The organism is Robertmurraya sp. DFI.2.37 (genome assembly GCF_029211245.1).
Lineage (GTDB): Bacteria > Bacillota > Bacilli > Bacillales > Cytobacillaceae > Robertmurraya > Robertmurraya methanolica_A.
Map to the genome: position 1 here is coordinate 111369 of NZ_JARGEJ010000005.1, position 24226 is coordinate 135594.

General features: G+C 36.7%; 24 protein-coding genes. 16 read left to right on the plus strand and 8 right to left on the minus strand.

The annotated features are described in order from the left end of the window. Positions 1 to 40 precede the first annotated feature (40 nt). Complete coding sequence (locus PZE06_RS04495; protein ID WP_095310141.1) at positions 41 to 787, plus strand: YjbA family protein; 747 nt, start codon at positions 41 to 43, stop codon at positions 785 to 787. Positions 788 to 850: 63 nt separating this feature from the next. On the opposite strand, the gene trpS is transcribed toward PZE06_RS04495, so the two are convergent. Together trpS and PZE06_RS04505 are read right to left on the minus strand one after the other, a co-directional pair. Further along, a complete protein-coding gene (trpS, locus tag PZE06_RS04500) occupies positions 851 to 1843 on the minus strand; it encodes a tryptophan--tRNA ligase (RefSeq protein ID WP_095310049.1) in 993 nt (330 codons plus the stop codon). An 89-nt stretch (positions 1844 to 1932) separates the two neighbouring features. Continuing rightward, a complete protein-coding gene (locus tag PZE06_RS04505) occupies positions 1933 to 2289 on the minus strand; it encodes a DUF3899 domain-containing protein (RefSeq protein WP_170943574.1) in 357 nt (118 codons plus the stop codon). A gap of 256 nt (positions 2290 to 2545) precedes the next feature. On the opposite strand from PZE06_RS04505, the gene PZE06_RS04510 reads away from it, so the two are divergent. From PZE06_RS04510 to PZE06_RS04535, 6 genes are all read left to right on the plus strand, one after another. Beyond that, entirely contained in the window at positions 2546 to 4237 is a 1692-nt protein-coding gene (locus PZE06_RS04510; RefSeq protein ID WP_150914560.1) for a peptide ABC transporter substrate-binding protein, read from the plus strand. Between the two features lie 133 nt (positions 4238 to 4370). Next, entirely contained in the window at positions 4371 to 5300 is a 930-nt protein-coding gene (opp3b, locus tag PZE06_RS04515) for an oligopeptide ABC transporter permease (RefSeq protein ID WP_095310053.1), read from the plus strand. After that, positions 5300 to 6322, plus strand: a complete 1023-nt coding sequence (opp3C, locus tag PZE06_RS04520) for an oligopeptide ABC transporter permease (protein ID WP_095310054.1) — start codon at positions 5300 to 5302, stop codon at positions 6320 to 6322. The genes opp3b and opp3C overlap by 1 nt, the downstream gene beginning before the upstream one ends. Positions 6323 to 6342: 20 nt before the next feature. Continuing rightward, positions 6343 to 7386, plus strand: a complete 1044-nt coding sequence (locus PZE06_RS04525; RefSeq protein WP_095310057.1) for an ABC transporter ATP-binding protein — start codon at positions 6343 to 6345, stop codon at positions 7384 to 7386. A gap of 1 nt (position 7387) precedes the next feature. Then, positions 7388 to 8329: an ABC transporter ATP-binding protein gene (locus PZE06_RS04530; protein ID WP_095310060.1), complete on the plus strand. Its 942-nt coding sequence runs from the start codon at positions 7388 to 7390 to the stop codon at positions 8327 to 8329. 688 nt (positions 8330 to 9017) lie between these two features. Beyond that, a complete protein-coding gene (locus PZE06_RS04535) occupies positions 9018 to 10217 on the plus strand; it encodes a putative glycoside hydrolase (protein WP_095310062.1) in 1200 nt (399 codons plus the stop codon). A 77-nt stretch (positions 10218 to 10294) separates the two neighbouring features. Here the strand turns inward: PZE06_RS04535 and PZE06_RS04540 are convergent, their stop codons facing one another. Further along, positions 10295 to 10480 carry a hypothetical protein gene (locus PZE06_RS04540; RefSeq protein WP_095310064.1) on the minus strand — a complete coding sequence of 62 codons (186 nt, stop codon included), beginning with the start codon at positions 10478 to 10480 and terminating at the stop codon, positions 10295 to 10297. 190 nt (positions 10481 to 10670) lie between these two features. Here PZE06_RS04540 and PZE06_RS04545 point away from each other — a divergent pair, with 190 nt between their 5' ends. The 6 genes from PZE06_RS04545 (at position 10671) to pepF (ending at position 18238) form a co-directional block, all read left to right on the plus strand. Then, positions 10671 to 11246 (plus strand): GNAT family N-acetyltransferase, encoded by a 576-nt coding sequence (locus PZE06_RS04545; protein ID WP_150914558.1) that lies wholly within the window; start codon positions 10671 to 10673, stop codon positions 11244 to 11246. Positions 11247 to 11575: 329 nt separating this feature from the next. Then, positions 11576 to 11971, plus strand: coding sequence for a transcriptional regulator SpxA (gene spxA, locus PZE06_RS04550; protein ID WP_150914556.1), 396 nt, complete (start codon positions 11576 to 11578; stop codon positions 11969 to 11971). A 505-nt stretch (positions 11972 to 12476) separates the two neighbouring features. After that, positions 12477 to 13142 carry an adaptor protein MecA gene (gene mecA / locus PZE06_RS04555; RefSeq protein ID WP_150914554.1) on the plus strand — a complete coding sequence of 222 codons (666 nt, stop codon included), beginning with the start codon at positions 12477 to 12479 and terminating at the stop codon, positions 13140 to 13142. Between the two features lie 129 nt (positions 13143 to 13271). Then, positions 13272 to 14783: a cardiolipin synthase gene (gene cls, locus PZE06_RS04560; RefSeq protein ID WP_150914552.1), complete on the plus strand. Its 1512-nt coding sequence runs from the start codon at positions 13272 to 13274 to the stop codon at positions 14781 to 14783. Positions 14784 to 15114: 331 nt separating this feature from the next. Beyond that, positions 15115 to 16302, plus strand: coding sequence for a competence protein CoiA (locus PZE06_RS04565; protein ID WP_150914550.1), 1188 nt, complete (start codon positions 15115 to 15117; stop codon positions 16300 to 16302). A 118-nt stretch (positions 16303 to 16420) separates the two neighbouring features. Beyond that, a complete protein-coding gene (pepF, locus tag PZE06_RS04570; RefSeq protein ID WP_150914548.1) occupies positions 16421 to 18238 on the plus strand; it encodes an oligoendopeptidase F in 1818 nt (605 codons plus the stop codon). Between the two features lie 199 nt (positions 18239 to 18437). On the opposite strand, the gene PZE06_RS04575 is transcribed toward pepF, so the two are convergent. From PZE06_RS04575 to PZE06_RS04595, 5 genes are all read right to left on the minus strand, one after another. Further along, entirely contained in the window at positions 18438 to 18611 is a 174-nt protein-coding gene (locus tag PZE06_RS04575; RefSeq protein WP_191963151.1) for a hypothetical protein, read from the minus strand. A 316-nt stretch (positions 18612 to 18927) separates the two neighbouring features. Further along, positions 18928 to 19800 carry a ClpXP adapter SpxH family protein gene (locus PZE06_RS04580; RefSeq protein WP_150914545.1) on the minus strand — a complete coding sequence of 291 codons (873 nt, stop codon included), beginning with the start codon at positions 19798 to 19800 and terminating at the stop codon, positions 18928 to 18930. Continuing rightward, positions 19797 to 20201, minus strand: coding sequence for a globin domain-containing protein (locus PZE06_RS04585; RefSeq protein ID WP_150914543.1), 405 nt, complete (start codon positions 20199 to 20201; stop codon positions 19797 to 19799). The genes PZE06_RS04580 and PZE06_RS04585 overlap by 4 nt, the downstream gene beginning before the upstream one ends. 668 nt (positions 20202 to 20869) lie before the next feature. Next, entirely contained in the window at positions 20870 to 21493 is a 624-nt protein-coding gene (locus PZE06_RS04590; protein WP_150914691.1) for a lytic transglycosylase domain-containing protein, read from the minus strand. Between the two features lie 14 nt (positions 21494 to 21507). Then, positions 21508 to 22101 carry a CYTH domain-containing protein gene (locus PZE06_RS04595; RefSeq protein WP_150914541.1) on the minus strand — a complete coding sequence of 198 codons (594 nt, stop codon included), beginning with the start codon at positions 22099 to 22101 and terminating at the stop codon, positions 21508 to 21510. A 124-nt stretch (positions 22102 to 22225) separates the two neighbouring features. Here PZE06_RS04595 and PZE06_RS04600 point away from each other — a divergent pair, with 124 nt between their 5' ends. From PZE06_RS04600 to PZE06_RS04610, 3 genes are all read left to right on the plus strand, one after another. Then, positions 22226 to 22594 (plus strand): UPF0738 family protein, encoded by a 369-nt coding sequence (locus PZE06_RS04600; protein ID WP_150914539.1) that lies wholly within the window; start codon positions 22226 to 22228, stop codon positions 22592 to 22594. A gap of 90 nt (positions 22595 to 22684) precedes the next feature. Beyond that, the gene (yjbM, locus tag PZE06_RS04605) at positions 22685 to 23323 is read left to right on the plus strand and encodes a GTP diphosphokinase (RefSeq protein ID WP_150914537.1); all 639 of its coding nucleotides are present in this window, start codon (positions 22685 to 22687) and stop codon (positions 23321 to 23323) included. 80 nt (positions 23324 to 23403) lie between these two features. After that, a complete protein-coding gene (locus tag PZE06_RS04610; protein WP_095310088.1) occupies positions 23404 to 24198 on the plus strand; it encodes an NAD kinase in 795 nt (264 codons plus the stop codon). The last annotated feature ends 28 nt before the right edge of the window (positions 24199 to 24226 follow it).

A 24226-nucleotide genomic window follows, 5' to 3' on the forward strand; every position in this document is an offset into this window, starting at 1 on the left:
ATGTGGAGGAAGTATGATTGAAGGAGTGAGGGGTAGATTCATGTTATATCTTCATGATGTTTGGGTCAATTGGTTTGAAGGTGAAGAGAATGGATATAATGTATGTCACTTCCATGAATGGCGCAAGGATGATGGTGTGGAGCTACTCGATCAAGTGCCATTATTGAAAGTCAGTACGGTTTTATTTAAATACATAGAAAATGATTTATCTGAACTGCCGCAGCAGTTGTTAGATGACATTTATCAAAAGGCGTATTTACGAAAAAATCATGAGAGAGTTCAACTTGATTATTGTTTCATTGCTACTGACGGTATGGATATTATCGTTGTTGATACAATCGGTTACAACATTCCGATACGCAAAAGTAGGTTGATTCCGAGACAGGAGCAATTGGTCTATGAAATGATCGAAAATCATGAACCGATTGACTATTCCTTTAATGATTCATCTTCTTTAAAGGAATTCCATATTTTATCTCCTGCACCAGAATTGATGAATGGTTTAACAAGGAAGGAAAGACAATTAAAACAATTGTTGTTTATGGCTCTTGATCAGCTTCGTGCCTGTGATAATGTTGCTGAGATTCGCTATTGGTATACGGAGTGGAGTCCAGAACGTTACGGTGAGATACAACAATTGCCTTTTGAAGAGGTTTGGCAGCAATTATATGAAGAAATTCAATATGGCTGGTCCGCTAAGCATGAACAGTTTTGTGAGAATTTAATTAAGGGACAGCCTTTCTTTGAGAAATTGTGGGAGATGGAGCATGGCTCAAGGGTAAATTAAGTTGAAGACGTCAATAACAAGCCGCTTGTCGAAACGGACAAGCGGTTTGTTATATTGAAACAATTATTTTCTTTTCTTTCTTCCAAGCCCCATAGCATTTTCCATTTTTCTAACCATTTTGCTTGCGACGGCAGTCGCTTTCGCTGCTCCGTGATCTAAAATTTCATCAAGCTCCGGAGAGTCCAGTAGCTGATAGTATTTCTGTTGGATCGGCTCGAGTGCTTCGATTAATACTTTAGCTAAATCGCCTTTAAAGTCTCCATATCCTTTGCCTTCATATTCTTTTTCCAATTCTGGAATAGGTTTATTGGCAATAATAGAATAAATCGTTAATAAATTTGAAATTCCAGGCTTATTTTCTCGATCGAATTTTACAATACCTTCTGAATCTGTTACAGCACTTTTAATCTTTTTTTCGATTTGCTTTGGCTCATCCAATAAAGAAATAAATGCTTTCTGATTCGGGTCCGATTTACTCATCTTCTTTAATGGATCTTGGAGCGACATGATCCTGGCACCGTCCTTCGGGATGCGCACTTCAGGGATCGTAAAAATGTCATTGTATTTCTTATTGAATCTCTCTGCAATATCCCTTGTTAGTTCCAAATGCTGCTTTTGGTCTTCCCCAACAGGGACTAAATTGGTTTGATACAATAAAATATCTCCTACCATTAATGGAGGATATGTCAGCAATCCGGCAACGACAGCATCCTTTCCTTGTGATTTATCTTTAAATTGAGTCATTCTTTCCAATTCGCCAATATAAGTGACGCATTGAAGCATCCATCCTGCCTGGGCATGGGCAGGCACTTCAGATTGGATAAAAAGCGTCGCTTTTTCAGGATCTATTCCAACTGCTAAGTAAAGTGCAGCAAGGCTTTTAATGTTTTTTCTAAGCTGAATCGGATCCTGTGGCACAGTAATAGCGTGCTCATCAACGATGCAGAAATAACAATTATATTCATCTTGCAATTCAACAAATTGCTTCATTGCGCCAATATAGTTTCCAAGCGTAATGGTTCCGCTTGGCTGTATACCCGAAAAAATCGTTTCCATTCATGTTTCCTCCTATTCTCGATTAATAAATTATACCATTTTTCTATTTGACTTAAAACATTGACTGGGGGCAGACCTGTAAAATACGCTCATGAATAGTTCGCTAATGCGATAAGCATAAAAGCAATAATCAAAAGGCCATTAATTAAAAAAGGAAGTGTATTGATTGAAATCATTTGTGATGGCAATGCCATTTCTTCTATTTCCTTTTTATTGCTATTTTTACCTGCAAAAACGAGGCGAAACGATCTTGTCATTTGGTCAAAAAAACCGCTTTTGATGGTTAAAAATAGTAAAGAAATAAATATGAATAATGCTCCGATGTAAAAAGAAATATTAATATAGAGCAACAGAGAAATTTTACGATAAAACAGAAAGGAAAGAAGAAAAATTAAAAAGTTAGAAATAAAAAATAACCAAGCTATTTTGGGTAATTGCTTTTTCAAAATATCAACTCCGTATAAAAAAATTATTCAATTTAATAATAAGATAAAATTAATATAAATGCAGTAATTATCACTTTTAGTGCATAAATATTGCTATAAAGGTATTTTTTTATAAAACTAAAATTATGAAAAGGATAAATTACTGACATTTCTGTAAAATAAAATTTTTTCAAGAAAATAATTTACAAAAACTTTATTATCTGTATAATAGTCATTGTAACCATTTTTCTGAAAATAAAGAAGGGGAGGTCTACTAGTGAAAAAGTCGAAATTTTTTCTACTTTTATCTTTAATGCTCGCAATTAGCACATTTTTAGCTGCTTGCGGTGGCGGCGGAGATAATGCTGGTAAAGATGATAAAGAAAAGGGTGCTGACAAAACAGCGGCACAAGAAATAAAGATGTTGGAAGCACAGGCTATACCAAACATGGATAGTGTAAAATCAACAGATACAATCAGCTTTACAACATTAAACAATGTTAATGAAGGTTTATATCGTTTAGATGGAAACCAAGAGGTTGTAGAGGGTATGGCAGAAGGTGAGCCTGAAGTTAGTGAAGACGGTACAGTTTATACATTTAAATTAAGAGATGCAAAATGGTCTAATGGAGAACCTGTTACGGCACACGACTTTGTTTATGCTTGGCAGCGTGCAATTGATCCTGAAACTGCTTCCGAATATGGTCCATACATGATGGATGGAAAAATTAAAGGTGCAGCTGAAATTACTGCAGCAGCAGCTCAAAAGAAAGAGTATGATCTCAATACTTTAGGGGTAAAGGCACTCGATGATAAAACTCTCGAAGTCACTCTTGAGAGACCGGTTCCTTATTTCAAATCATTAATGGCTTTCCCAACGTTCTATCCACAAAATCAAAAGTTTGTTGAAGAACAAGGCGAAAATTTTGGAGTGAATTCTGATTCTATTCTATATAATGGTCCATTCGTTTTAGCAGATTGGGACGGAAGTACCGACTCTGAATGGTCTTATGTGAAGAATACAGAATATTGGGATGCTGACACTGTTAAATTAGAAAAGGTTACATGGAACGTATTAAAAGACTCTCAAGCTGCAGCAAATGCATTTGAGACAGGAGAAGTAGATATTACTTCTAAACTTTCTTCGGATGTAGTACCTCAGTACGAGGGAGACCCAAGATTAGTTAAGTGGTTAGAACCAACAATCTTCTGGTTGAAAATGAACCAAAAGAATAGCGATGCTTTGAAAAATGTCAATATCCGTAAGGCAATTGCACAAGCAATTAATAAAGAAGACTTCGTTAATAGCGTATTAAACAACGGTTCTATCGTGGCAAACTATGCTGTTCCAAATGAATTCGTTAAAAATGATGAAACTGGCGAAGATTTCCGTACTATTAACGGAAATGAATTGTTGCCATATAACGTAGATGAAGCGAAAAAGGCTTGGGAAGCTGGTTTAGCTGAGCTTGGCACTGATTCTGTTGAACTAAGATATTTGACTGATGATACAGAAACAGCAAAGAAATCGGCTGAATATGTGAAAAACCAGTTAGAAACAAATCTTCCTGGAATGAAAATTAACGTAGAGAGCGTACCATTCAGTGTACGTATTGACCGTCAAAACAAGCAGGATTACGATTTGCAAATGGCTGGTTGGGGTCCTGACTATTTAGACCCAATGACATTCCAAGCTCTTTGGTTAACTGGCGGCGGAAATAATAAGATGGACTACTCTAATGAAAAGTATGACCAACTTATTGAAGAAGCACAAACTACTTTAGCTCAAAAGCCAGTGGAACGCTATGAAGCACTTGCTGAGGCAGAAAGAATTTTACTTGAAGAGGATGCAGCAATTGCACCACTTTATCAACGTTCTTCTAACCTACTTGTAAATGAGAAAGTAGAAAACTTTACTTACCATTTAGTAGGACCTGAGTATAGCTTTAAGTGGACTTCTGTAAAATAATAGGAAAATTATGACAATAACTTAAATTGTTATAAGAAGAGAGTATATTGTTTCTCAATATACTCTCTTTTCCCTTTGCAAAAAAACAGTCTTACTTTTTTGAGATTTTAAAAAATTAGGGGGTGCGTAAGAAATGGCGAAATATCTGACTCAGCGTATCATTTATATGGTGGTAACTCTATTTTTAATTGCCTCGTTTACTTTTTTCCTCATGAAGATTATCCCAGGTACGCCTTTTTCAAATGCAGATAAATTATCAGAGACACAGCTGAGCATTATGATTGATAAGTACGGTCTCGATGATCCAGTGCCAGTACAATATGCAAATTATATGATGAACTTATTAAAAGGAGATTTAGGTGTTTCATTTCAATTTAATAACGTTGGGGTTACTGACATCATCATTAAAAGCCTTGGCCCTTCAGCAACACTAGGGGCGTTAGCAATACTATTCGGTACATTTTTTGGGATTATTTTAGGAGTTGTTGCTGCCCTAAAGCAAAATACATGGGTAGATTATACTTCGACTTTTATCGCTGTACTTGGTAAATCAATTCCTTCATTTGTATTTGCCGGATTGCTTCAATATTATGTCGCAGTGAAACTTGGTTGGTTCCCTGTAGCTTTTTGGCGTGGCCCAGAATATATGGTGCTCCCAACAATTGCGCTCGCAATGTTCCCTCTTGCGACAGCTTCACGTTTTGTGAGAACAGAAATGATTGAAGTAATGGAATCTGATTATATCACTCTTGCTAAAGCAAAAGGGGCAAGCTGGTTTGAAATAGCTTTCAAACATGCATTGAGAAATGCTCTCATTCCAGTTATTACGGTATTAGGACCACTCGTCGTTAGTTTAATGACTGGTTCATTAGTCATCGAAAAAATCTTTGGTATTCCAGGAATTGGAGAACAATTCGTTAAATCTATCCAAGTAAATGACTACCCAGTTATTATGGGAACAACGCTTTTATTTGCGGGATTATTTGTTGCAGTTATTTTAATCGTTGATCTTTTATACGGTGTCATTGATCCACGAATTCGTTTAGCGGGAGGGAAAAAATAATGGCGCAAGAAAAAATTGCAAAAGAAATGTTTTCACCCGCTCAACTTGATTCAAAGAAAAGTGAGGAAATTTCTAAGCCAAGCCTTAACTACTGGCAGGATGCATGGCTTAGGGTGAAGAAAAATAAGGGTGCTATCGTTAGTTTGGTGATAATTGCGATATTAACGATTATGGCACTTGTCGGTCCTCATATATCAGGTCGGACCTATCAAGAGCAAAATTTACAGCACAATAATTTACCACCACGCATTCCAGTATTGGAAAATGTAAGTTGGTTGCCATTTGATGGGAATTTGACAAGGAAAAATGGTGATGTTTATAACGCTTACGAACAAAAAAACGTTGAGGAATATTATTGGTTTGGAACAGATAGCTTAGGAAGAGATTTGTTTACCCGTTTATGGAAAGGAACACAAGTATCACTTTACATTGCCTTTTTAGCTGCAGCTATTGATATGGTGATTGGTGTTATTTATGGTGCCATTTCCGGCTTTGTTGGGGGAAGAACCGATACTTTGATGCAGCGTATTATCGAGATTTTATCAGGAATTCCGAATCTAGTCGTTGTAATCTTAATGACCATCCTGTTAGATCCAGGGATTTTATCCATTACGTTGGCACTGACGATTACAGGCTGGATTACGATGGCAAGGGTAATCCGCGCTCAAGTACTGAAGCTGAAGAATCAAGAGTATGTTTTAGCTGCAAGAACATTAGGGCTATCAAATGGAAAAATTATTAGTAAGCATTTAATCCCAAATTTGGCTGGTGTTATTATTATTAACACAATGTTTACCATTCCAAGTGCGATTTTCTTTGAAGCTTTCTTGAGCTTTATCGGACTAGGATTACAGCCGCCTGATGCTTCATTAGGTACTTTGATTGACGAAGGATTTAAAGTATTACAGCTTTATCCATATCAAATGATTATTCCAGCGACAGTTATCAGCTTAATTATGATTTGTTTTAATATGGTTGCAGATGGACTGCGAGATGCGTTAGATCCGAAAATGCGCGATTAGAAAAGGTAGGTGAAAAAAATATGGAAAAGATTTTAGAAGTAAAGGATTTGCATATTTCATTCCATACATTCAGTGGAGAGGTACAAGCTATTCGTGGAGTGAATTTTGATCTTTTAAAAGGTGAAACATTAGCCATCGTTGGGGAATCCGGTTCAGGTAAATCAGTGACAACGAAAGCGCTCATGCGTTTATTGCCAGAGTCCAACTCTGAAATAAAAGCGGGAGAAATTCTTTTTGATGGAAAGGATCTCGCAAAGCTTTCTGATAAGGCCATGCAGAAGCTTAGAGGAAAAGAAATCTCCATGATTTTTCAGGATCCGATGACATCGTTAAATCCGACGATGAAAATTGGAAAACAGATTATTGAACCGATTGTCAAGCATCAGAAGCTTAGTAAGTCGGCAGCGAAAAAACGGGCAATTGAAATCCTTGAACTAGTTGGGATCGCGAATCCAGAAGTGCGTTTTGAGCAATATCCACATCAATTCTCAGGTGGAATGCGTCAGCGTGTTGTTATTGCCATTGCGCTAGCGTGTAATCCAAAGGTACTGATTGCAGACGAACCGACAACAGCTCTAGATGTTACGATCCAAGCGCAAATTTTGGAATTGATGAAGGATTTACAGAAGAAAATTGATACGTCGATTATTTTCATTACCCATGATTTGGGTGTTGTAGCAAATGTTGCCGACCGTGTGGCGGTTATGTACGGTGGAAAGATAGTGGAAATCGGAACCGTTGATGAGATTTTTTATAATCCTCAACATCCGTATACTTGGGGCTTAATTAGTTCCATGCCAACACTTGATTCGGATGACGAAGAACTGTACGCTATTCCAGGTACTCCACCTGATTTGCTCCATCCACCAAAAGGGGATGCTTTTGCACCGCGTAATGCTTACGCCATGAAAATCGACTTAGAAAAGCAACCGCCTATGTACAAGGTGTCTGATACGCACTATGCGGCAACATGGCTGCTGCATCCAGATGCTCCAAAAGTAGAACCGCCTCCAGCAGTGAAAAGGCGTCAACGTGAATTCCTTGAAATGAAGGAGGGGAACTAAGATGGCGACGACTGAAAAATTAGTAGAAATTAAAAATTTAAAGCAGTATTTCAACATTGGCAAAGCTAATGAAGTAAGAGCGGTGAATGACATCTCTTTTGATATTTATCGTGGTGAAACGTTAGGGCTAGTGGGTGAATCTGGTTGTGGAAAGTCAACTACTGGAAGGACAATTATCCGCCTTTACGATGCCACAGATGGAGAAGTGCTCTTTAATGGCGTCAATGTTCATGGAAAAAAATCAAAGGCTGAATTAAAAGAATTCAATCGAAAAATGCAGATGATTTTCCAAGATCCACAAGCATCCTTAAACCCAAGGATGAAAGTGTCTGATATCATTGCGGAAGGTATTGATATTCATGGTCTTGCTAAGTCAAAAGAAGAGCGCAAGAGAAGAGTTGTGGAATTATTAGAAACGGTCGGTTTAAATAAAGAGCATGCGAATCGTTATCCCCATGAGTTTTCAGGCGGTCAGAGGCAGCGCATCGGGATTGCTCGTGCTCTTGCTGTAGAACCTGAATTTATTATTGCAGACGAACCAATTTCTGCACTCGATGTTTCAATTCAAGCACAGGTCGTTAATTTAATGAAAAAACTGCAAAAAGAAAAGGGGCTTACCTATTTATTTATTGCCCATGATCTTTCCATGGTCAAATACATTAGTGATCGAATTGGTGTTATGTATTTTGGGAAACTAGTCGAGCTTGCTCCAGCCGACGAACTTTATCAAAACCCGATTCATCCATACACACAATCTTTATTATCGGCAATTCCATTACCAGATCCAAATTATGAACGCAATCGTAAACGTAAAACATATAATCCAAGCGTTCATCAATACACTGAAGATGATGATGTCCAATTCCGTGAAGTAAAGCCCGGACATTTTGTTCAATGCTCAGTTAAGGAATGGGAACAGTATAAAACTCAATATGCAAAATAATAAAAGGAAAATGAGTCATAGTTAATTCTCTCCACAATGTTTTTACGTTGGGTAAAAGGGATTTGATTTGACTCCTTTTTCTTTTCACACGCTGATCCGGACTTTATCTATTTCTGTGCAAACTTTTTCCGAAAAACTTGGTTGGATTTGATATGAAATTTGCCCTCATACAGGGGTTGCTATTAAGAGCTCTTGGTGGATAATCTGCGGGATGGATTCCGACGAGAAAATGGTGCAAACTGATTGTTCTTAAATTTGGTCAACTAACAGATTGAATGAGTAGTTTGGCTTGTTGTGACAATAGTCCACAAGTATTTCAATAGTGTTGGGAAGCCTCCACCTACTTACAGTAAAAAAAACAAAAGAAAGTGGCGACAAACGATTCGTTTATCGCCACTTCTTTTGTTTAAAGACGTCCTTTCCGACATGAAATCAACGATTTCACATAGTCTTTAGCAAAAACAAACAGTTGAAGTGAAAAGCACCACGTTAAAAAAAGCTGATTTGATTTACAATAAGAAATATAAGGATTTGTTTTTGTAAGAATGAAGTTCAATGGGGTTATCGCTTCTTTACAAAATAGATGAAATCGACAAATGTCGAATAGATCTAAGGGCAAAGAAACGTTAAAATAGAATAGAAAAAGAACTCCTGCTTTATCAAAGTCAGCGAGGAAAAGGGGATATTTATGAAATTTCTTCGTCCTGTTTTTGTTGTTACGATACTTGCCTTGATTCTTGAAACTAGCGCTTTTGCTGCACCTGAAAAAAATGCACATCAACCGAAGTTGCAGTCACTGCGTGAGCATATCTCTTTAGTGAAAAGTTTACCGAGCGAAATGAAGCGTTTTGAATATCAAAGCGGTTTTCAGTTTGAATACCCGGATGCTGTAAGAGGCATATATGTTACTGGTCATTCTGCTGGAAGTGGAAAATTTAAGCAGTTGATTAATCTCACCGAGAACTCGGATTTAAATTCGATGGTTATAGATATAAAAGATGATTGGGGCAATCTTACGTACACTCCCGATGACTCCTCACCATATAAAAAAATTGGAAAGAATTATATTAAGAATCCAACGCAAATGTTAAAAACGTTGGAGCAAAAGAAAATATATCCGATTGCTCGCATCGTCGTCTTTAAGGATACTGTTTTAGCAACGGCAAAGCCTGAGCTATCTTTTAAAAATGGTTCTAAAGTATGGGTGAATAGTCGTGGAGAATCTTTTGTCAATCCGTTTTTACAAGAGGTTTGGGATTATAATGTTGAAATTGCGATAGAAGCTGCAAAAATGGGTTTCCAAGAAATTCAGTTTGATTATGTCCGTTTTCCAGAAGGTTTTGAAACAAGAGACAAGAAATTGCAATATTCAATGGGCAATTATGAGAAATCACAGGGGGACGATACGCAAAAAAGGGTACAAGCAGTTACCGATTTTATCGCCTATGCGAAAAAGAAGCTTGAGCCATTCTCAGTTAAAGTATCAGTCGATATTTTCGGATATACGGCAACATTGCCTGAAGCTCCGGGAATTGGACAAAATTTCTCGAAAATAAGCGAGCATATTGATGTTATTTCCTCGATGATTTATCCTAGTCATTGGACTTCTTATTTTGGTATTAGCAAGCCTGATTTGGAGCCGTACAAGCTCGTCTCTGAATATGCAAAGCTGGAAAGCAATATTTTATCTAACCTTGAAAATCCTCCGATATCCAGACCGTGGCTTCAAGATTTTACAGCCACTTGGTTAGGGAAAGGAAATTATAAAAAATATGGTAAGGCCGAGGTTGAAGCGCAAATAAGGGCTTTAAACGATCACGGTATCAATGAGTTTCTTTTATGGAATGCTGCTAACACCTATAGTAAGAATGTAGACTATACACCTTGAGATGCAACTAGTACTGTTAATAAGAGTAACAAAAATGGCAGGTGTTTATGTAAGCACCTGCCATTTTTGTTATTTAATTATTTTTTGAATCCTCCGACACTCTTCCAGCCGGTTTGAATTTTTTCTGATTTATCAACGAACTCCGATTTGTTTTTCCCACCAAACACTTTGGTACCGATTCCATTTAAAAGTACTCCCATCAACGCTGTTATTCCAATAATGAGAACAGCAACTATGGTTAAGTCCATTATGTACCCAGGCATGGTTAACCCCCCTGTATTTATTTTAATTATCCTCATACAAACTGTAATGATCCCCTACCTTCATTGTAAAAGAAGTTTATATTGAAGAAAAGAGAAAATTATGAGATGTGTTAATAAAATTGGTTTATGAGGAAAATAATAGGGAAAGTTTAAAAAGAAATCATTTTGTACGAGATAAAGGAGATGAACCATGCACTGGTACGAGAAACTCAATCAGTATTTTCCGATTGAAGAAATGAAATCAAAGGAACATATGGAGACGTTATTGCAGGAACGTTCAGATATTTATCATAAGGATGAAGGTCCTCTCCACGTTTTGATGTATGCTGAGTTTGATTATTTTGTTTTTATTGACTACTTATTCGTATCAAAGGATGCGAGAGGACAAGGACTGGGACATAAACTGCTTGAAAAATTAAAGCGTAAAGAAAAACCGATTATACTTGAAGTAGAGCCTGTTGATTATGAAGACAGTGATTCTGAGAAGCGATTGCGCTTCTATAAAAGGGAAGGATTTCAACATGCCCAGTCGATTGGATACCGAAGACGTTCCCTTGCTACAAACGAAATAAATCAGATGGAAATTTTATATTGGACTCCGAGCGGCGAAAGTGAAGAAATGATTTATGAGGCGATGGGTAAAACATATAAACAAATTCACACATATAAGGATCAAGAAATTTACGGTTCTTCCTATCAACCTGTGGAAGAGGTATTAACCTTTCAAGAAGATGATGACAGAGAGGATATGTTAAAGGATCTATAGTTTTTTTCAATTCATCCATTTAATTGAGAATTTAAGATAAAAAACGGAACAGCATTAAAAATTCTTTTAAAAAAAATTTAACGATTTTTGATAAAAAGTGAAACTTTTCCGCAACTCATTCGTCTTATATAAAGAGTGCTATAAAACAGGCTTTGTCAAAAAAACATTCTCTGTATTCCGCAAAAAAACTATACCTTTTTAGTCAATATTGGTGTATAATAAAACAATAGAAATTACTTATTTATAGTAATTTTAATTTAGTACTCAAATGAGAATGAATCTAATATAGATTTTTCGATTTTGTCGAATCTGAAGGAGTGTGAATTAAAATGGTTACATTATACACTTCACCTAGTTGCACATCTTGCCGAAAAGCAAAGGCTTGGCTTGAAGAGCATGAAATTCCTTATCAAGAGCGCAATGTTTTTTCCGAACCTTTGACGATAGAAGAAATTAAAGAAATTCTTCGTATGACTGAGGATGGAACAGATGAAATAATTTCAACGCGATCAAAAACATTCCAAAAATTGAATGTGAATTTGGAAACAATGCCACTTCAAGATTTATTGGAGCTCATTAAGGATAATCCTGGTCTGCTTAGACGTCCAATTATTATTGACGAAAAGCGTCTTCAAGTAGGCTATAATGAAGATGAAATTCGCCGTTTCCTACCTAGAAAGGTTCGGACATTTCAACTTCAAGAGGCTCGGCGTCTTGTTAACTAACGAGTAACCTTCGATCATTTGGATCGAAGGTTTTTTCTTATTTAAGATAGGTTTAGCTCAACCTTTTGTCTAGCACAGGGGAATTTTTTGATTTTTATCGAATGACTTATTTTGTTTTCCCTTAAAGGTTATAATAAGCCTTAACAGTAGGAACACTCCAATTATTAAATTGTCACACATTAAAAAGATAAAAGAATGGCAAAATAAAACGATTTTGTGAAATTCCTTATATATGGTAAAGAATAAGCTTAAATGATTGTGAGGATCCATTTTTTTTGTTAAGATACAACAAATGAGGTTCTTATTGATTATTTGAACAATACTAGGCATATAATGGTTTTTAGAATTCCATCATATTTTATTTCCCTTTATCTTATTTTTATCATAAAATATAAGTACAAGGTCACATATCATTTTTAAGATTAAAATGACGGATAAGGGGTAACATGTTCTGCATGGGGGTATATATTCCCTTCCAATAATGCAAGAAGGGAGAGGTTACTTGATGGAAATAGAACGAATTAATGATCATACAGTAAAGTTTTACATTTCATACGTTGATATAGAAGAACGAGGTTTTGATCGGGAAGAAATTTGGTATAACCGGGAACGAAGTGAAGAATTATTTTGGGAAATGATGGATGAAATCCACCAAGAGGAAGAATTCATGATTGAAGGCCCGCTTTGGATTCAAGTACAAGCATTGGATAAAGGGCTTGAAGTTCTTGTGACGAAGGCACAAGTATCTAAAGATGGGCAAAAATTTGAACTTCCTATACCAGAGGATAAGTATAAGGATCTTCCTGTGGATGACAGAATTGAAGAACTGCTTGATCAACATTTTACGACAAAAAATGTTGAACTTGATGGGGAGTTAGAGGAATCATTAGAGTTTTTAATTGCCTTCAATGATTTTGAAGATTTGATCGCTTTAGCAAATCGTAATATTCTTGACGCGTTAGATACAAAACTTTATTCCTTTGAAGGAAAATATTATTTATTTATTGAATTTCATGAGGATGAGTTTGAAGAGGATGACGTTGATGATTGCTTGAGTATTCTTCTTGAATATGGAGTGGAAACACAAGTGACATTCCATCGAGTTGAAGAGTATGGAAAGCTTATCATAGCTGAAAATGTTTTTGCAGAACTAAGAAAGTATTTCAATTAAAAGTTGCCGATTTCAGTCATGAGATCGGTATTTTTTTACCTGTTTACTCCTTCGCCTTATTAATCCAATGCCCGTGCTATGTTGATAAAGGCTGAATATGAAGGATGGAGCTAGCGGAGGTGAAGGCATTTGAAAAACACAGTGAGGGTCCTTTTTTTCCTAGCTATTCTATCTATGCTATATTATCTTTTTCATGAACATATTGAGGGAGGATTGCTTGGCTATACTAGTATTATCATTACCCTTTCTGTTGTTTTTATTGGTTTTGTCATTTTCTTGGAAAATCGCCACCCAAGTCAAACTTTAACGTGGTTAGTGGTGTTAGGTAGCTTTCCATTAATCGGATTTATTTTTTATCTGCTTTTTGGAAGAAACCACAGCAAGGAGAAGATGTTCAGGGAAAAATATTTATTGGACAAACAGACGTTTTTAAAGATTGAAGGGGATATCGATTATTCCATTGTTGAAAGAGTAGAGGAAATGGCACCAGATGAAAAGAAGTTATTTTTTCTCGCTCAAAAGTTAGGCAACAGTCCCATTTCCTTTCGGACAGAAACACGAATATTAACCAATGGTGAAGAAACTTTCAAAGAAATTATTCACGCTCTTAAACAGGCCACTCACCATATACATCTTGAATATTATATTGTCCGCCATGACCAAATTGGTTCAAAGCTTAAGGATATATTAATTTCAAAGGTTCGTGAAGGAGTGAAAGTCCGCTTTCTTTATGATGCTGTCGGTTCCTGGATGCTTTCCAAAGGCTATATAAAAGAGATGAGGACAGCCGGAATAGAGATGATTCCATTCGGTCCAGTTCATATTCCGTTTTTAAATAATAAGTTTAACTTTCGCAATCATAGGAAGATCATTGTCATTGATGGAAGCATTGGCTTTGTTGGAGGTCTAAATATCGGTGATGAATATTTAGGATGGAGTAGGCATTTTGGCCATTGGCGAGATACCCACTTATGGATAAGGGGAGAGGCTGTCCGTTCTTTACAGCTTATTTTTTTACAAGACTGGTATTACATGACGGGAAAGAGCCTTTTAACCGCTGAGTATTTGTCGCCTCTTTTAATCGAGAATGATCATGGTGGAGTCCAGCTAATTGCGGGGGGACCTGACAATGAATGGAGTGTAATAAAAAATATTTTCTTTTCCATGATCACTTCAGCAAAAAAATCAGTTTGGATTGCATCTCCATACTTCATTCCTGATGAGGATATTTTTAGTGCTATAAAAATTGCAGCATTAAGTGGCATTGATGTGAAATTATTGGTACCTAATAAACCGGATAAACGCATTGTTTTTCACGCTTCACGCTCCTATTTTCCAGCACTATTAGAAGCGGGTGTAAAAATTTATGAATATGAAAAGGGGTTTATGCATAGCAAACTAATGATCGTTGATGATTCGATCGCTTCAATTGGGACTTCAAATATGGATATGAGAAGCTTCCATTTAAACTTTGAGGTGAATGCCTTTCTCTATCATACGCGAAGTACGAAAAATTTAGCGCGGCAATTTGAACTTGATTTGCAAGATGCGAGCTTACTGAATTTAGAGGAATTCAAGAAGCGCCATCTCGGCTATCGTTTGATGGAATCATTATCAAGGCTACTGTCCCCATTTTTATAGAAGGATCCTAAAAATTTTAGGATTCTTTTTTTGGTTCGTATTTTGGCGTTTTCCCGATAAATTTAATAGATCGCCGAAAGATATAAAGAAGTGCAGATATATTAGTTCAAAAAATTTTTTTATAGTATTCACAGCACAAATTATTGAAATTGTTCACTGGTAATTGACGCTAAAGAGCAAATGAAAGTGAGCTGTACTGTGCAATTTTGTCCTGTTAGAGTTTCTTCATTATTTGTAAATCGAATCAACATCGCCATATAATAGACATTTTTAGGGAAAGGGTTTCTAAAATAAATGGAGAAATAATTAAGGGAAAGGAGATGAGAGTTACGTGCTAACGGCAAAGCTTCATTCAGGTGAAGTAGTATCATTGGCAGAAACAATGAATAAAAACTATCTTGAGTCATTAAGGAGAAAAGAGGTATTTTATTGCCAAACATGTGGAGATGAGCTTATTTTAAAGCTAGGAGAGAAGCGTATTTATCATTTTGCCCATCGTAAAAATTCAAAATGTTTGCCAGAATATGAGCGAGAATCGGATTATCATTTATCAGGTAAATTAAAGTTGCATGAATGGATTAAGTCACAAGGTCTTGAAGTTAAACTGGAACACTATTACCCAGAAATAAAACAGAGGGCGGATTTAGCCTTTACATATGGACAGCACCAGTATTGTATTGAATTCCAATGTGCACCTATTTCTGAGGAAGTGTTTCGAAAAAGAACAAAAGGTTATCAAAAATTAGCGATTGAGCCACTTTGGATTTTAGGCGGTAAAAATATTCAACGAAGACATTCCCATAAAACATCGTTGACTTCATTTCACTATCTATTCTTAAAAGAAAACAAACTTCAGCAAATTTATCTTCCAGCTTTTTGTCCACAAACCAATCAATATATCCAACTTGATAATTTATTGACCCTCTCCACACGAAATGCTTTCTGTCATTTTTCGTTAACTCCACTAATGGAATTAAGAATAGACGATTTCCTCGCTCCGAACATTTCGAAGTTACCACCAATAAGCGATTGGCTGAGAGAGAGGCAACACTTTAAAATAAAGCTCTTAGGAAAACGTTCAAAAGAGACAACTAATTTTTTGACAGAGCTATACTCGAGTGCGCTCAACCCTTATTATCTTCCCCCGTTTGTCGGCATTCCACTAAAGTATAGTTTGGCCATTGAAACACCATCCTTTATTTGGCAGGGCCTCATTTTCCTTAAGCATTTTCACGGATGTGAGCAAGGGAAGAGAATTTATTTCCATGAAATATACACAACCGTATTACTTGAGATTCAGAAAGGAAAAATAAAAAGAAGAAGTTTACCAAGTATCAAGCGAAATATACTCCCCTTTGCGATTGAAGAGTACTTGGAACTACTGGCGTTTAACGGTGTATTAAAGAAAGTGAAAAAGCATCATTTTATCATCAATAAATCGATGAAAATGGCGAACAATATGGAGGAATGGATGCAAGAGGATAGGTTTTTTTACACGGAGTTTTACAAAAGCACATAAGCTCTAAATTATATGGGGAAGAGCGGTTATAATTTGTTAAATTCCCCTTCTTGAGATAGAATAAAGAGGAAAAAATATTTTTCGAATTGCGAAATAATTGTCGAATGGAGGACGGATGATGTCGAATGAAACTGCTGTTAAAAAGCTTCCAGCACGAAGTGAAATAAAAGTTGAAGATACGTGGAGACTAGAAGATATTTTTGCAACGGATGAGGCGTGGGAGAAAGAATTCCAGGAAGTTTCCGAATTAATTCCAGGGGTTGCTGCTTACCAAGGAAAGCTGGCTGAAAGTGCAGATACCTTATATGAGGCATTGCAAAAGCAAGATCATATTTTGGAGCGAATCAGCAAGCTGTATACATATGCCCATATGCGTTACGACCAAGATACAACAAACTCATTTTATCAAGGATTAGATGGACGTATTAAGGCATTATACTCCCAGGTTGCAAGTGCCTTAGCTTACATTGTTCCAGAGCTTCTTTCCATTGAGGAAGATAAGCTACAAGCTTTTTTGGGGGAAAAAGAGGAGCTTAAGCTGTACGAACATGCATTGGATGAAATTAATTTACAGCGCCCCCATGTATTGTCTGCAGAACAGGAAAGCCTGTTAGCCGAAGCTTCTGAAGTAATGGATGCTTCCAGCAATACTTTTGGAATGCTTAATAATGCGGATTTAGAATTTCCCAGCATAAAGGATGAAAATGGAGAAGAAGTCGAGGTTACACATGGACGCTATATTCGTTTTCTTGAAAGTACAGATCGTCGTGTTCGTGAGGATGCCTTTAAAGCTGTATACGGAACATATGGGAAGTTCAAAAATACGTTTTCAAGCACGCTAAGTGGACAGGTGAAAAAGGATAATTTTAATGCAAAAATCCGCAACTATCGTTCAGCAAGACATGCAGCTTTAGCGGCGAATAATATCCCTGAAGAGGTGTATGAAAACCTCGTCAACACCGTTAATAAGTATCTTCCACTTCTTCACCGTTATGTGAAGCTGAGAAAGAAGGTGCTCGGTCTTGAAGAGCTTCATATGTATGACTTATTTACCCCGTTAGTTAAAGACGTAAAAATGGAAATTCCTTATGAGGAAGCTCAGGAGCTGATTTTAAAGGGACTTGCGCCACTAGGTGAGGATTACTTAAATGTTCTTAAAGAAGGTTTTGAAAATCGCTGGGTCGATGTCCATGAAAATAAGGGTAAGCGCAGTGGTGCCTACTCGTCTGGTACGTACGGGACAAATCCTTATATCCTCATGAATTGGCAGGATAATGTAAATAATCTCTTTACACTTGCCCATGAGTTCGGCCATTCTGTCCATAGCTATTATACCCGCAAGACACAACCTTTTCCGTACGGAGATTACTCCATCTTTGTAGCCGAGGTAGCATCTACATGTAATGAAAATCTTTTGAATGATTACTTGTTAAAAACGATCGATGACGAGCAAAAGAGATTGTATTTATTAAATCATTATCTAGAAGGCTTTAGAGGCACTGTTTTCCGTCAGACGATGTTTGCTGAATTTGAACATTTAATTCATCAAAAAGCACAAAATAACGAGCCTTTAACAGCTGAGCTGTTGACACAGGAATATTATAATTTAAATGTAAAGTATTTTGGCAGCGAAAACATGGTTATTGATGAGGAAATTGGCTTAGAGTGGTCAAGAATTCCCCATTTTTATTACAATTATTATGTCTATCAATATGCAACAGGTTTTAGTGCTGCAACGGCTTTAAGCAAGCAAATATTAGAAGAGGGACAACCAGCCGTCGAACGTTATATCGAATTCTTGAAGTCTGGAAGCTCAGACTATCCAATTGAAGTCTTAAAGAAGGCTGGAGTAGACATGACAAGCTCAGAGCCGATTGAAGAAGCTTTGAAGGTGTTTGAAGAAAAGCTCAATGAAATGGAAAATTTATTAGGATAACAAGAAAAGGGGATGGCCGAAGTGTGAGCCATCTCCTTTTTGAATGAATTTTTGATAACTATAACTCGGTGGGTAAAGGCGAGAAGACTGATATGCTGGTTTGAAGACCGAAAAATGAGAGAAAGACCGGTATAATCGCCTAAAAACCGGTTAATGAAAAATTTGTAACTGAGCAGCACGATAATTACGTGAAATTTAACTAAAAGCCCCGAAACCGGTTACGTTCATTTAAATAAATAATAAAAATTAATAAGGAAATAAACAAGATCGGGGCAGTAATAAAGATGGAAACGAGCTCCATAAGTCCGAGAATATTAAAGAAGAAAGCCAGTAGAATGAATAAAAGCATGAGTGATACTTGTACTTTTTTCACAGTGAAACTCCCCTAAATATGTAATGGATTTTAAGTGTGGCTTGGGCAAAAAGAGATCGGGGTGGTAGTCTCCCACCTATTTAATAAATCATATTCGTTGTAATGAAAATATATACTTAGTTTTTGACAATATTGTGAAAAAAGGCACAATCTTATTGTTGAATGGGCGAATGCATGTTATATTTATATCGTGAAGTTAATCACAAGCAAACATACCCCTTGTTTGACCGTGAAAAATTTCTCCCATCCCCTTTGTTCGTTTTATATAGGAAAAGACCGTGTAGACTTTAATGTTTACACGGTCTTTTCTTTAAAATTATTTTGAAACATACCGCCAAAAAACACCGTATTTTGCGGGGAGTTTCTCAACTAATTGCTTTAGTTTTAATTTCTTCATTTCTTTTTCCACTTCTTGAATCGACATGCTGTAGACGACAGCAATTTCCTTTGATGCGACGAGCTTGAAATATTTCAGAAAATCTTCAATTGGCGGTGGATATGATTTTTCTGGTGAATATGGAAGCATTTCACGTAATATTTGTTCATATACTTGATAAGGATATACTCCTGTAATCTTTATACCTTCCTCTTCAATATTCTCATTAAAGAAAACAAGGGTGGGAATTTCTTGCACTTCCATTTCTGAGGTGATTTTTAAATCACATTGAAAAGCTTTTGCTGCACTATCTGAATGAATATCAGAAATAAATTCTTCCACGTCTAAACCTGCATCCTCGGCACATTCCTCGAGTACCTTAAGCTCGGAAATATTTTGTTTCTCTAAAAATAGACACTCCTGTACTTTTCTTAAGAAACGAATTCCCGCTCTTCTTCCTTGAAGCTCAGCTGCTTTAATTGCCACTGAGACAATATGGGGAGAGGAAATTGGGTTTTCAAACCATAAAGAACCATCACAAGACATTCCTGTTCTTGTAGCGGTTTTTTCCCAAAGCTCTGCGATGTTTTCATAATGTTGTTTTTTATTTAAATTGAGCATGGCAAGCCGACCGCTTAAGACATGCTTTATTGAAAAGTAACGTCCGTACTCAATTTGTAATTTTTTTAGAATGGGTTCAAGAGCCCAGCATTCCGGACATAATGGGTCAATGAACATATAGATTTCAATTGGTTTCTTTTCGGCGCCATGACAATGATGAGAATTGGATGATGTAAAAGTTTTTTCGTTCACAAGTCTTCACCTTTCATGTCTTCCTTTTCAGGGCTGTTAATCATATGTTGTGCAGTTAACACAAGTCTAGAGAAAAACGCTTCACGAATCATTCCATCTAGTCCGATTTCGTCCATGGCTTCATTCATACAAGATAACCAAGCCTTTGCTCTTGATTCTGTAATTTGAAATGGCATATGCCTTGCTCGCAGCATAGGATGCCCATGCTCCTCTGTATATATAGGTGGTCCACCTAAAAATTGTGTCATAAATTGCTTTTGTTTCCGTGCTGTTTCAGAAAGCTCAGCAGGAAAAATGGGTGCCAACTCGGGATGCTGCTCCACTCTGCGATAAAATGCATCAATGAGTCGAGCTAATTTTTCTTCTCCAATTGCTTCGAACGGGGTAGGCATATGTTCCATATTGAAAAACTCCTTTTAATTTTGGCTTAAACGCCTGAAAATATAGAATGAAGACGACTTCCGAAAACAGCAATCAATGCCATGGAATGCCAAAATTAATATTGTGTAATTCTACTTTCCTAGTTGCTCCATGTTAAGTGTAACTGTCCAATAACACAAGGCAATGAGAAAAGATAGGTGTCATTTGTACTATTCGTTTTACAAGCTTACTTTATTTTATCAATGAGTTTGTCATATCTCAAACAATTGGCTTGAAGAGGTTATGGAAATGAAGAATGACTTTTAGTAATGAAGACTCAAAAAAACAGCCTTATCATCAAGGGCTGGTCAGTTTGGCGTCAAAATAAGGGGGAGTTTGCGATAAAACATGCTGATTTTGCCTTTATCGAAGCCGGCGCTTCTGACGAGACCGACTAGATGGAAGGAAAGCCATTCCCTCGAATTCTTGGTCGAATTGTCAAGCCTTCCCTAGGAGTCTAATCATTCACTAACTGGTCTGTCGTGAGAATCCTCGTTTATTTTGCCTGCTTAATCAAGTGATTTCTGGGGCCCAGTTCGTCTAAGCTTTAGTTTTTGCCAAAATCACCACCGATAAATATCAAAGCCAAAATAAAAAAGGCTGCATGTCAATGCAACCTGAATCACCGGTGATAATAGACGGTGTTATGTTATGCTAAAAACTTACTTGTGATTTTCTTTACATAGTTCTGCGTTTCTTTAAATGGGGGAATGCCGCCGTACTTATCAACATTTCCAGGACCGGCATTATAAGCTGCTAATGCGAGTTCGATATTGTTATTGTATTTATCGAGCATTTGCCGCAAATATTTGCTGCCGCCTAGGATATTTTCCCTCGGATCAAAAATGTTTGAAACGCCAAGATGTTTTGCTGTTCCTGGCATTAATTGCATGAGACCAGATGCACCGGCAGAACTCACTGCATTGGCATTAAAGTTGGATTCCTGTTTAATAACCGATTTAATTAAATCAACTGGAAGATTATATTTGTTGGCTGCCTCTTCAATAAGCTCGTCATAGTTTGTTTTCTCGGATGTTGATTGCGCAAGCTTTGTCAGCTGAATTGGCGGAAGCGATGCTGTCATTGGCAATGGTGTAAAAGAGCTTTCATTACTGTTGGTAACAGGAGCGTCACTTAATAACTTCTCTTGGCTATTTGCAAACAAATCATTCATCATTTCTTGAAAAATTGAATTTCCAGAAGAGGATGGCGAATTATTAAAATTTTGTAGTGCTTGAAGCTGAAGCATAATCTTTAACTGTTCCACGTTCATCATATTTATTCACCTCAAGGATTTCCGTTGTAATCGTTATACTTTGCTTGATAAAAGCGGCGAATCTTATTATCAGTAGGTCTTTGAGGAATTTCTAGCTGCTTCAGTAGGTTTTCAAAGTTTTCCTTGCCTAATTGATAATCATCTACCTCATATTCTAACTCATAATCACTTTGATTTAAATAGGTACTATAATCTAAAACAATGAAACCGTTTTGAAATTTTGTCTCAGCTCTTTTAGTTGTGAGCGTGCCAAAAAGTGTTAATTGTTCGAGCGGAATATTTAAAGCACGCAATCTTTCCTGTACTGGACCGACAATGATATGATGATGATTCAAAATTTTCTCAGCTTCCCGTAGATCGAGGGCTTGATTGGTTTCCAACAAACCTTCTGCATGCGGTTCTTTTAATGTTAATTCGTACTTGTCATTTTTAAAGCGAACCCTAAGTGCACAACCTTTTTCTTTTAATACAAATTGCGGTGTATCAAAATAATGGTTATCTTGGCTTGTGAACATAGATTCGTCTATATGAAAGAATTTTTTTAAACGGATAAATTCTGTTTCAGTTAAAAGATTTTTAAATTCAATTTCAATATTTTGTGACATTAACTTCACCTTTCTAAACGGGGATATATTTAAGAATACCACTTTTCCTTGTTGCTTACGAATTGATCAATTATGTGATAAATGTTTGTTTGTGATAGAATATGATCGTATAGGAGTTGAAAATATGAGAGAAAAAATGAATGTAGTTAATGCAACCATTACAAAAGAAAACGAGCTTCATTTAATTGTTGAAAAAGAAATCAAAATTGCCGATTTCAAGCCTTTAGGTCAAATGCTTGTCGATTCTGATGACGTTTCCTTTATCTATCTGCTTGAAAAAAATGAGCAATATACATATTTAGTGATCAAAGAAGAACTATGGATTTCATTAAAAAATAGCTTGGCAGAGGGGTTGCCCGTCTTTTTGAAAAATGATTCCGGGCACTGTGAGCTGCCATCTTTTGTTGATGAATTGGAATACCTGATTGAAAATATTAAAGGGAATGGCAATTATGGTGAAACAATGGTCACGAAGGTAGAAACGCTTTTTTAAGTTTCTATTCTTCCATCCGTCAAATAGAGATAAGGAGTGACCAATCCATCACTCCGGAGAAAGAAAATATCGGATGAGGTGAGACGTACAGTGAAGCATTGGGATCAGTTTTTAGCACCCTACAAGCAAGCGGTTGACGAATTGAAAATTAAACTAAAGGGGATGCGGGGACAATTCGACTTAAATTCAAATCATTCACCAATTGAATTTGTAACAGGAAGAGTAAAGCCAATTGCCAGTATTCTTGATAAGGCGAACCAGAAGGGGATCCCGTTAGATAAATTAGATACGGAAATGCAAGATATAGCCGGACTAAGAATGATGTGTCAGTTTGTTGATGATATTGAACTGGTTGTTGAACTGTTGCGGAAACGAAATGATTTTGAAATCGTGGAGGAGCGAAATTATATTTCTCATAAAAAAGCAAGTGGATATCGTTCTTACCATGTTGTCATTCGTTATCCAGTTCAAATGATTTCAGGCGAAAAGAAAATTCTTGTTGAAATTCAAATTAGGACATTAGCCATGAATTTTTGGGCGACAATCGAACATTCTTTAAATTATAAATATAAAGGACAGTTTCCAGAGGACATTCTTCTTCGCTTACAAAGAGCAGCTGAGGCTGCTTTTCGATTGGATGAAGAAATGTCCCTAATTCGCGGAGAAATTCAGGAAGCACAAGCTTTCTTTACAAGAAAGAAAGAATTGAAGCCAGATGGAAAACGATGAATGCAATCGCACAGAACAATTAACGAAAGCTTGTTGTGAACGTTCTTAAAATAAGCCTACAGAAAGAGGAGTCAGTAATTATGAACTTTGCCATAACCTCAAAAGGGGATTCAAAATCAAATACGTTGATGCATAAAATGAGATCCTATTTACTTGATTTCAAGCTTGTTTATGACGAGGATAATCCTGACATCGTTATTTCTGTCGGTGGAGATGGAACTTTGCTATATGCATTCCATCGTTATAAAAGTCGTTTGCATAAGACCGCATTTGTTGGTGTTCATACCGGTCATCTAGGATTTTATGCCGATTGGCTTCCAGATGAAATCGAAAAGCTTGTTATTGCCATTGCGAAAACACCATTTCAAGTGGTGGAATATCCATTACTTGAAGTAATTATTCGTTATTCCCATGGTGGGAAAGAAAATCGCTACTTAGCATTGAATGAATCGACAGTAAAAAGTGTCGATGCAACGTTAGTGATGGATGTAGAAATACGGGGACAGCATTTTGAACGCTTTCGCGGAGACGGGCTTTGCTTGTCCACTCCATCGGGTAGTACTGCTTACAATAAAGCGTTGGGGGGAGCGATTTTACACCCATCGATTCAAGCTATACAGCTTGCGGAAATGGCTTCGATAAATAATCGAGTTTTTCGTACTGTCGGCTCTCCACTTGTTTTGCCTGCTCATCATACATGCATGTTAAAGCCTGTAAATGGAGCGGACTTTCAGATAACAGTTGATCATTTAACATTGCTTCATAAAGATGTAAAATCGATTCAATTCCGAGTTGCCGACGAGAAAATTCGTTTTGCGAGATTCAGACCGTTTCCGTTTTGGAAAAGAGTGCGTGACTCGTTTATTTCAGAATAAGGAAATGCTATTGCTGGATATAGCGTTT

Bases quoted from the DNA above. Each gene is read 5' to 3' on its own strand.
- PZE06_RS04495 (WP_095310141.1), top strand. From the start codon at position 41: ATGTTATATCTTCATGATGTTTGGGTCAATTGGTTTGAAGGTGAAGAG.
- trpS (WP_095310049.1), bottom strand. From the start codon at position 1,843: ATGGAAACGATTTTTTCGGGTATACAGCCAAGCGGAACCATTACGCTT.
- opp3b (WP_095310053.1), top strand. From the start codon at position 4,371: ATGGCGAAATATCTGACTCAGCGTATCATTTATATGGTGGTAACTCTA.
- opp3C (WP_095310054.1), top strand. From the start codon at position 5,300: ATGGCGCAAGAAAAAATTGCAAAAGAAATGTTTTCACCCGCTCAACTT.
- PZE06_RS04525 (WP_095310057.1), top strand. From the start codon at position 6,343: ATGGAAAAGATTTTAGAAGTAAAGGATTTGCATATTTCATTCCATACA.
- PZE06_RS04530 (WP_095310060.1), top strand. From the start codon at position 7,388: ATGGCGACGACTGAAAAATTAGTAGAAATTAAAAATTTAAAGCAGTAT.
- PZE06_RS04535 (WP_095310062.1), top strand. From the start codon at position 9,018: ATGAAATTTCTTCGTCCTGTTTTTGTTGTTACGATACTTGCCTTGATT.
- PZE06_RS04540 (WP_095310064.1), bottom strand. From the start codon at position 10,480: ATGCCTGGGTACATAATGGACTTAACCATAGTTGCTGTTCTCATTATT.
- PZE06_RS04545 (WP_150914558.1), top strand. From the start codon at position 10,671: ATGCACTGGTACGAGAAACTCAATCAGTATTTTCCGATTGAAGAAATG.
- spxA (WP_150914556.1), top strand. From the start codon at position 11,576: ATGGTTACATTATACACTTCACCTAGTTGCACATCTTGCCGAAAAGCA.
- mecA (WP_150914554.1), top strand. From the start codon at position 12,477: ATGGAAATAGAACGAATTAATGATCATACAGTAAAGTTTTACATTTCA.
- pepF (WP_150914548.1), top strand. From the start codon at position 16,421: ATGTCGAATGAAACTGCTGTTAAAAAGCTTCCAGCACGAAGTGAAATA.
- PZE06_RS04585 (WP_150914543.1), bottom strand. From the start codon at position 20,201: ATGGAACATATGCCTACCCCGTTCGAAGCAATTGGAGAAGAAAAATTA.
- PZE06_RS04590 (WP_150914691.1), bottom strand. From the start codon at position 21,493: ATGAACGTGGAACAGTTAAAGATTATGCTTCAGCTTCAAGCACTACAA.
- PZE06_RS04595 (WP_150914541.1), bottom strand. From the start codon at position 22,101: ATGTCACAAAATATTGAAATTGAATTTAAAAATCTTTTAACTGAAACA.
- PZE06_RS04600 (WP_150914539.1), top strand. From the start codon at position 22,226: ATGAGAGAAAAAATGAATGTAGTTAATGCAACCATTACAAAAGAAAAC.
- PZE06_RS04610 (WP_095310088.1), top strand. From the start codon at position 23,404: ATGAACTTTGCCATAACCTCAAAAGGGGATTCAAAATCAAATACGTTG.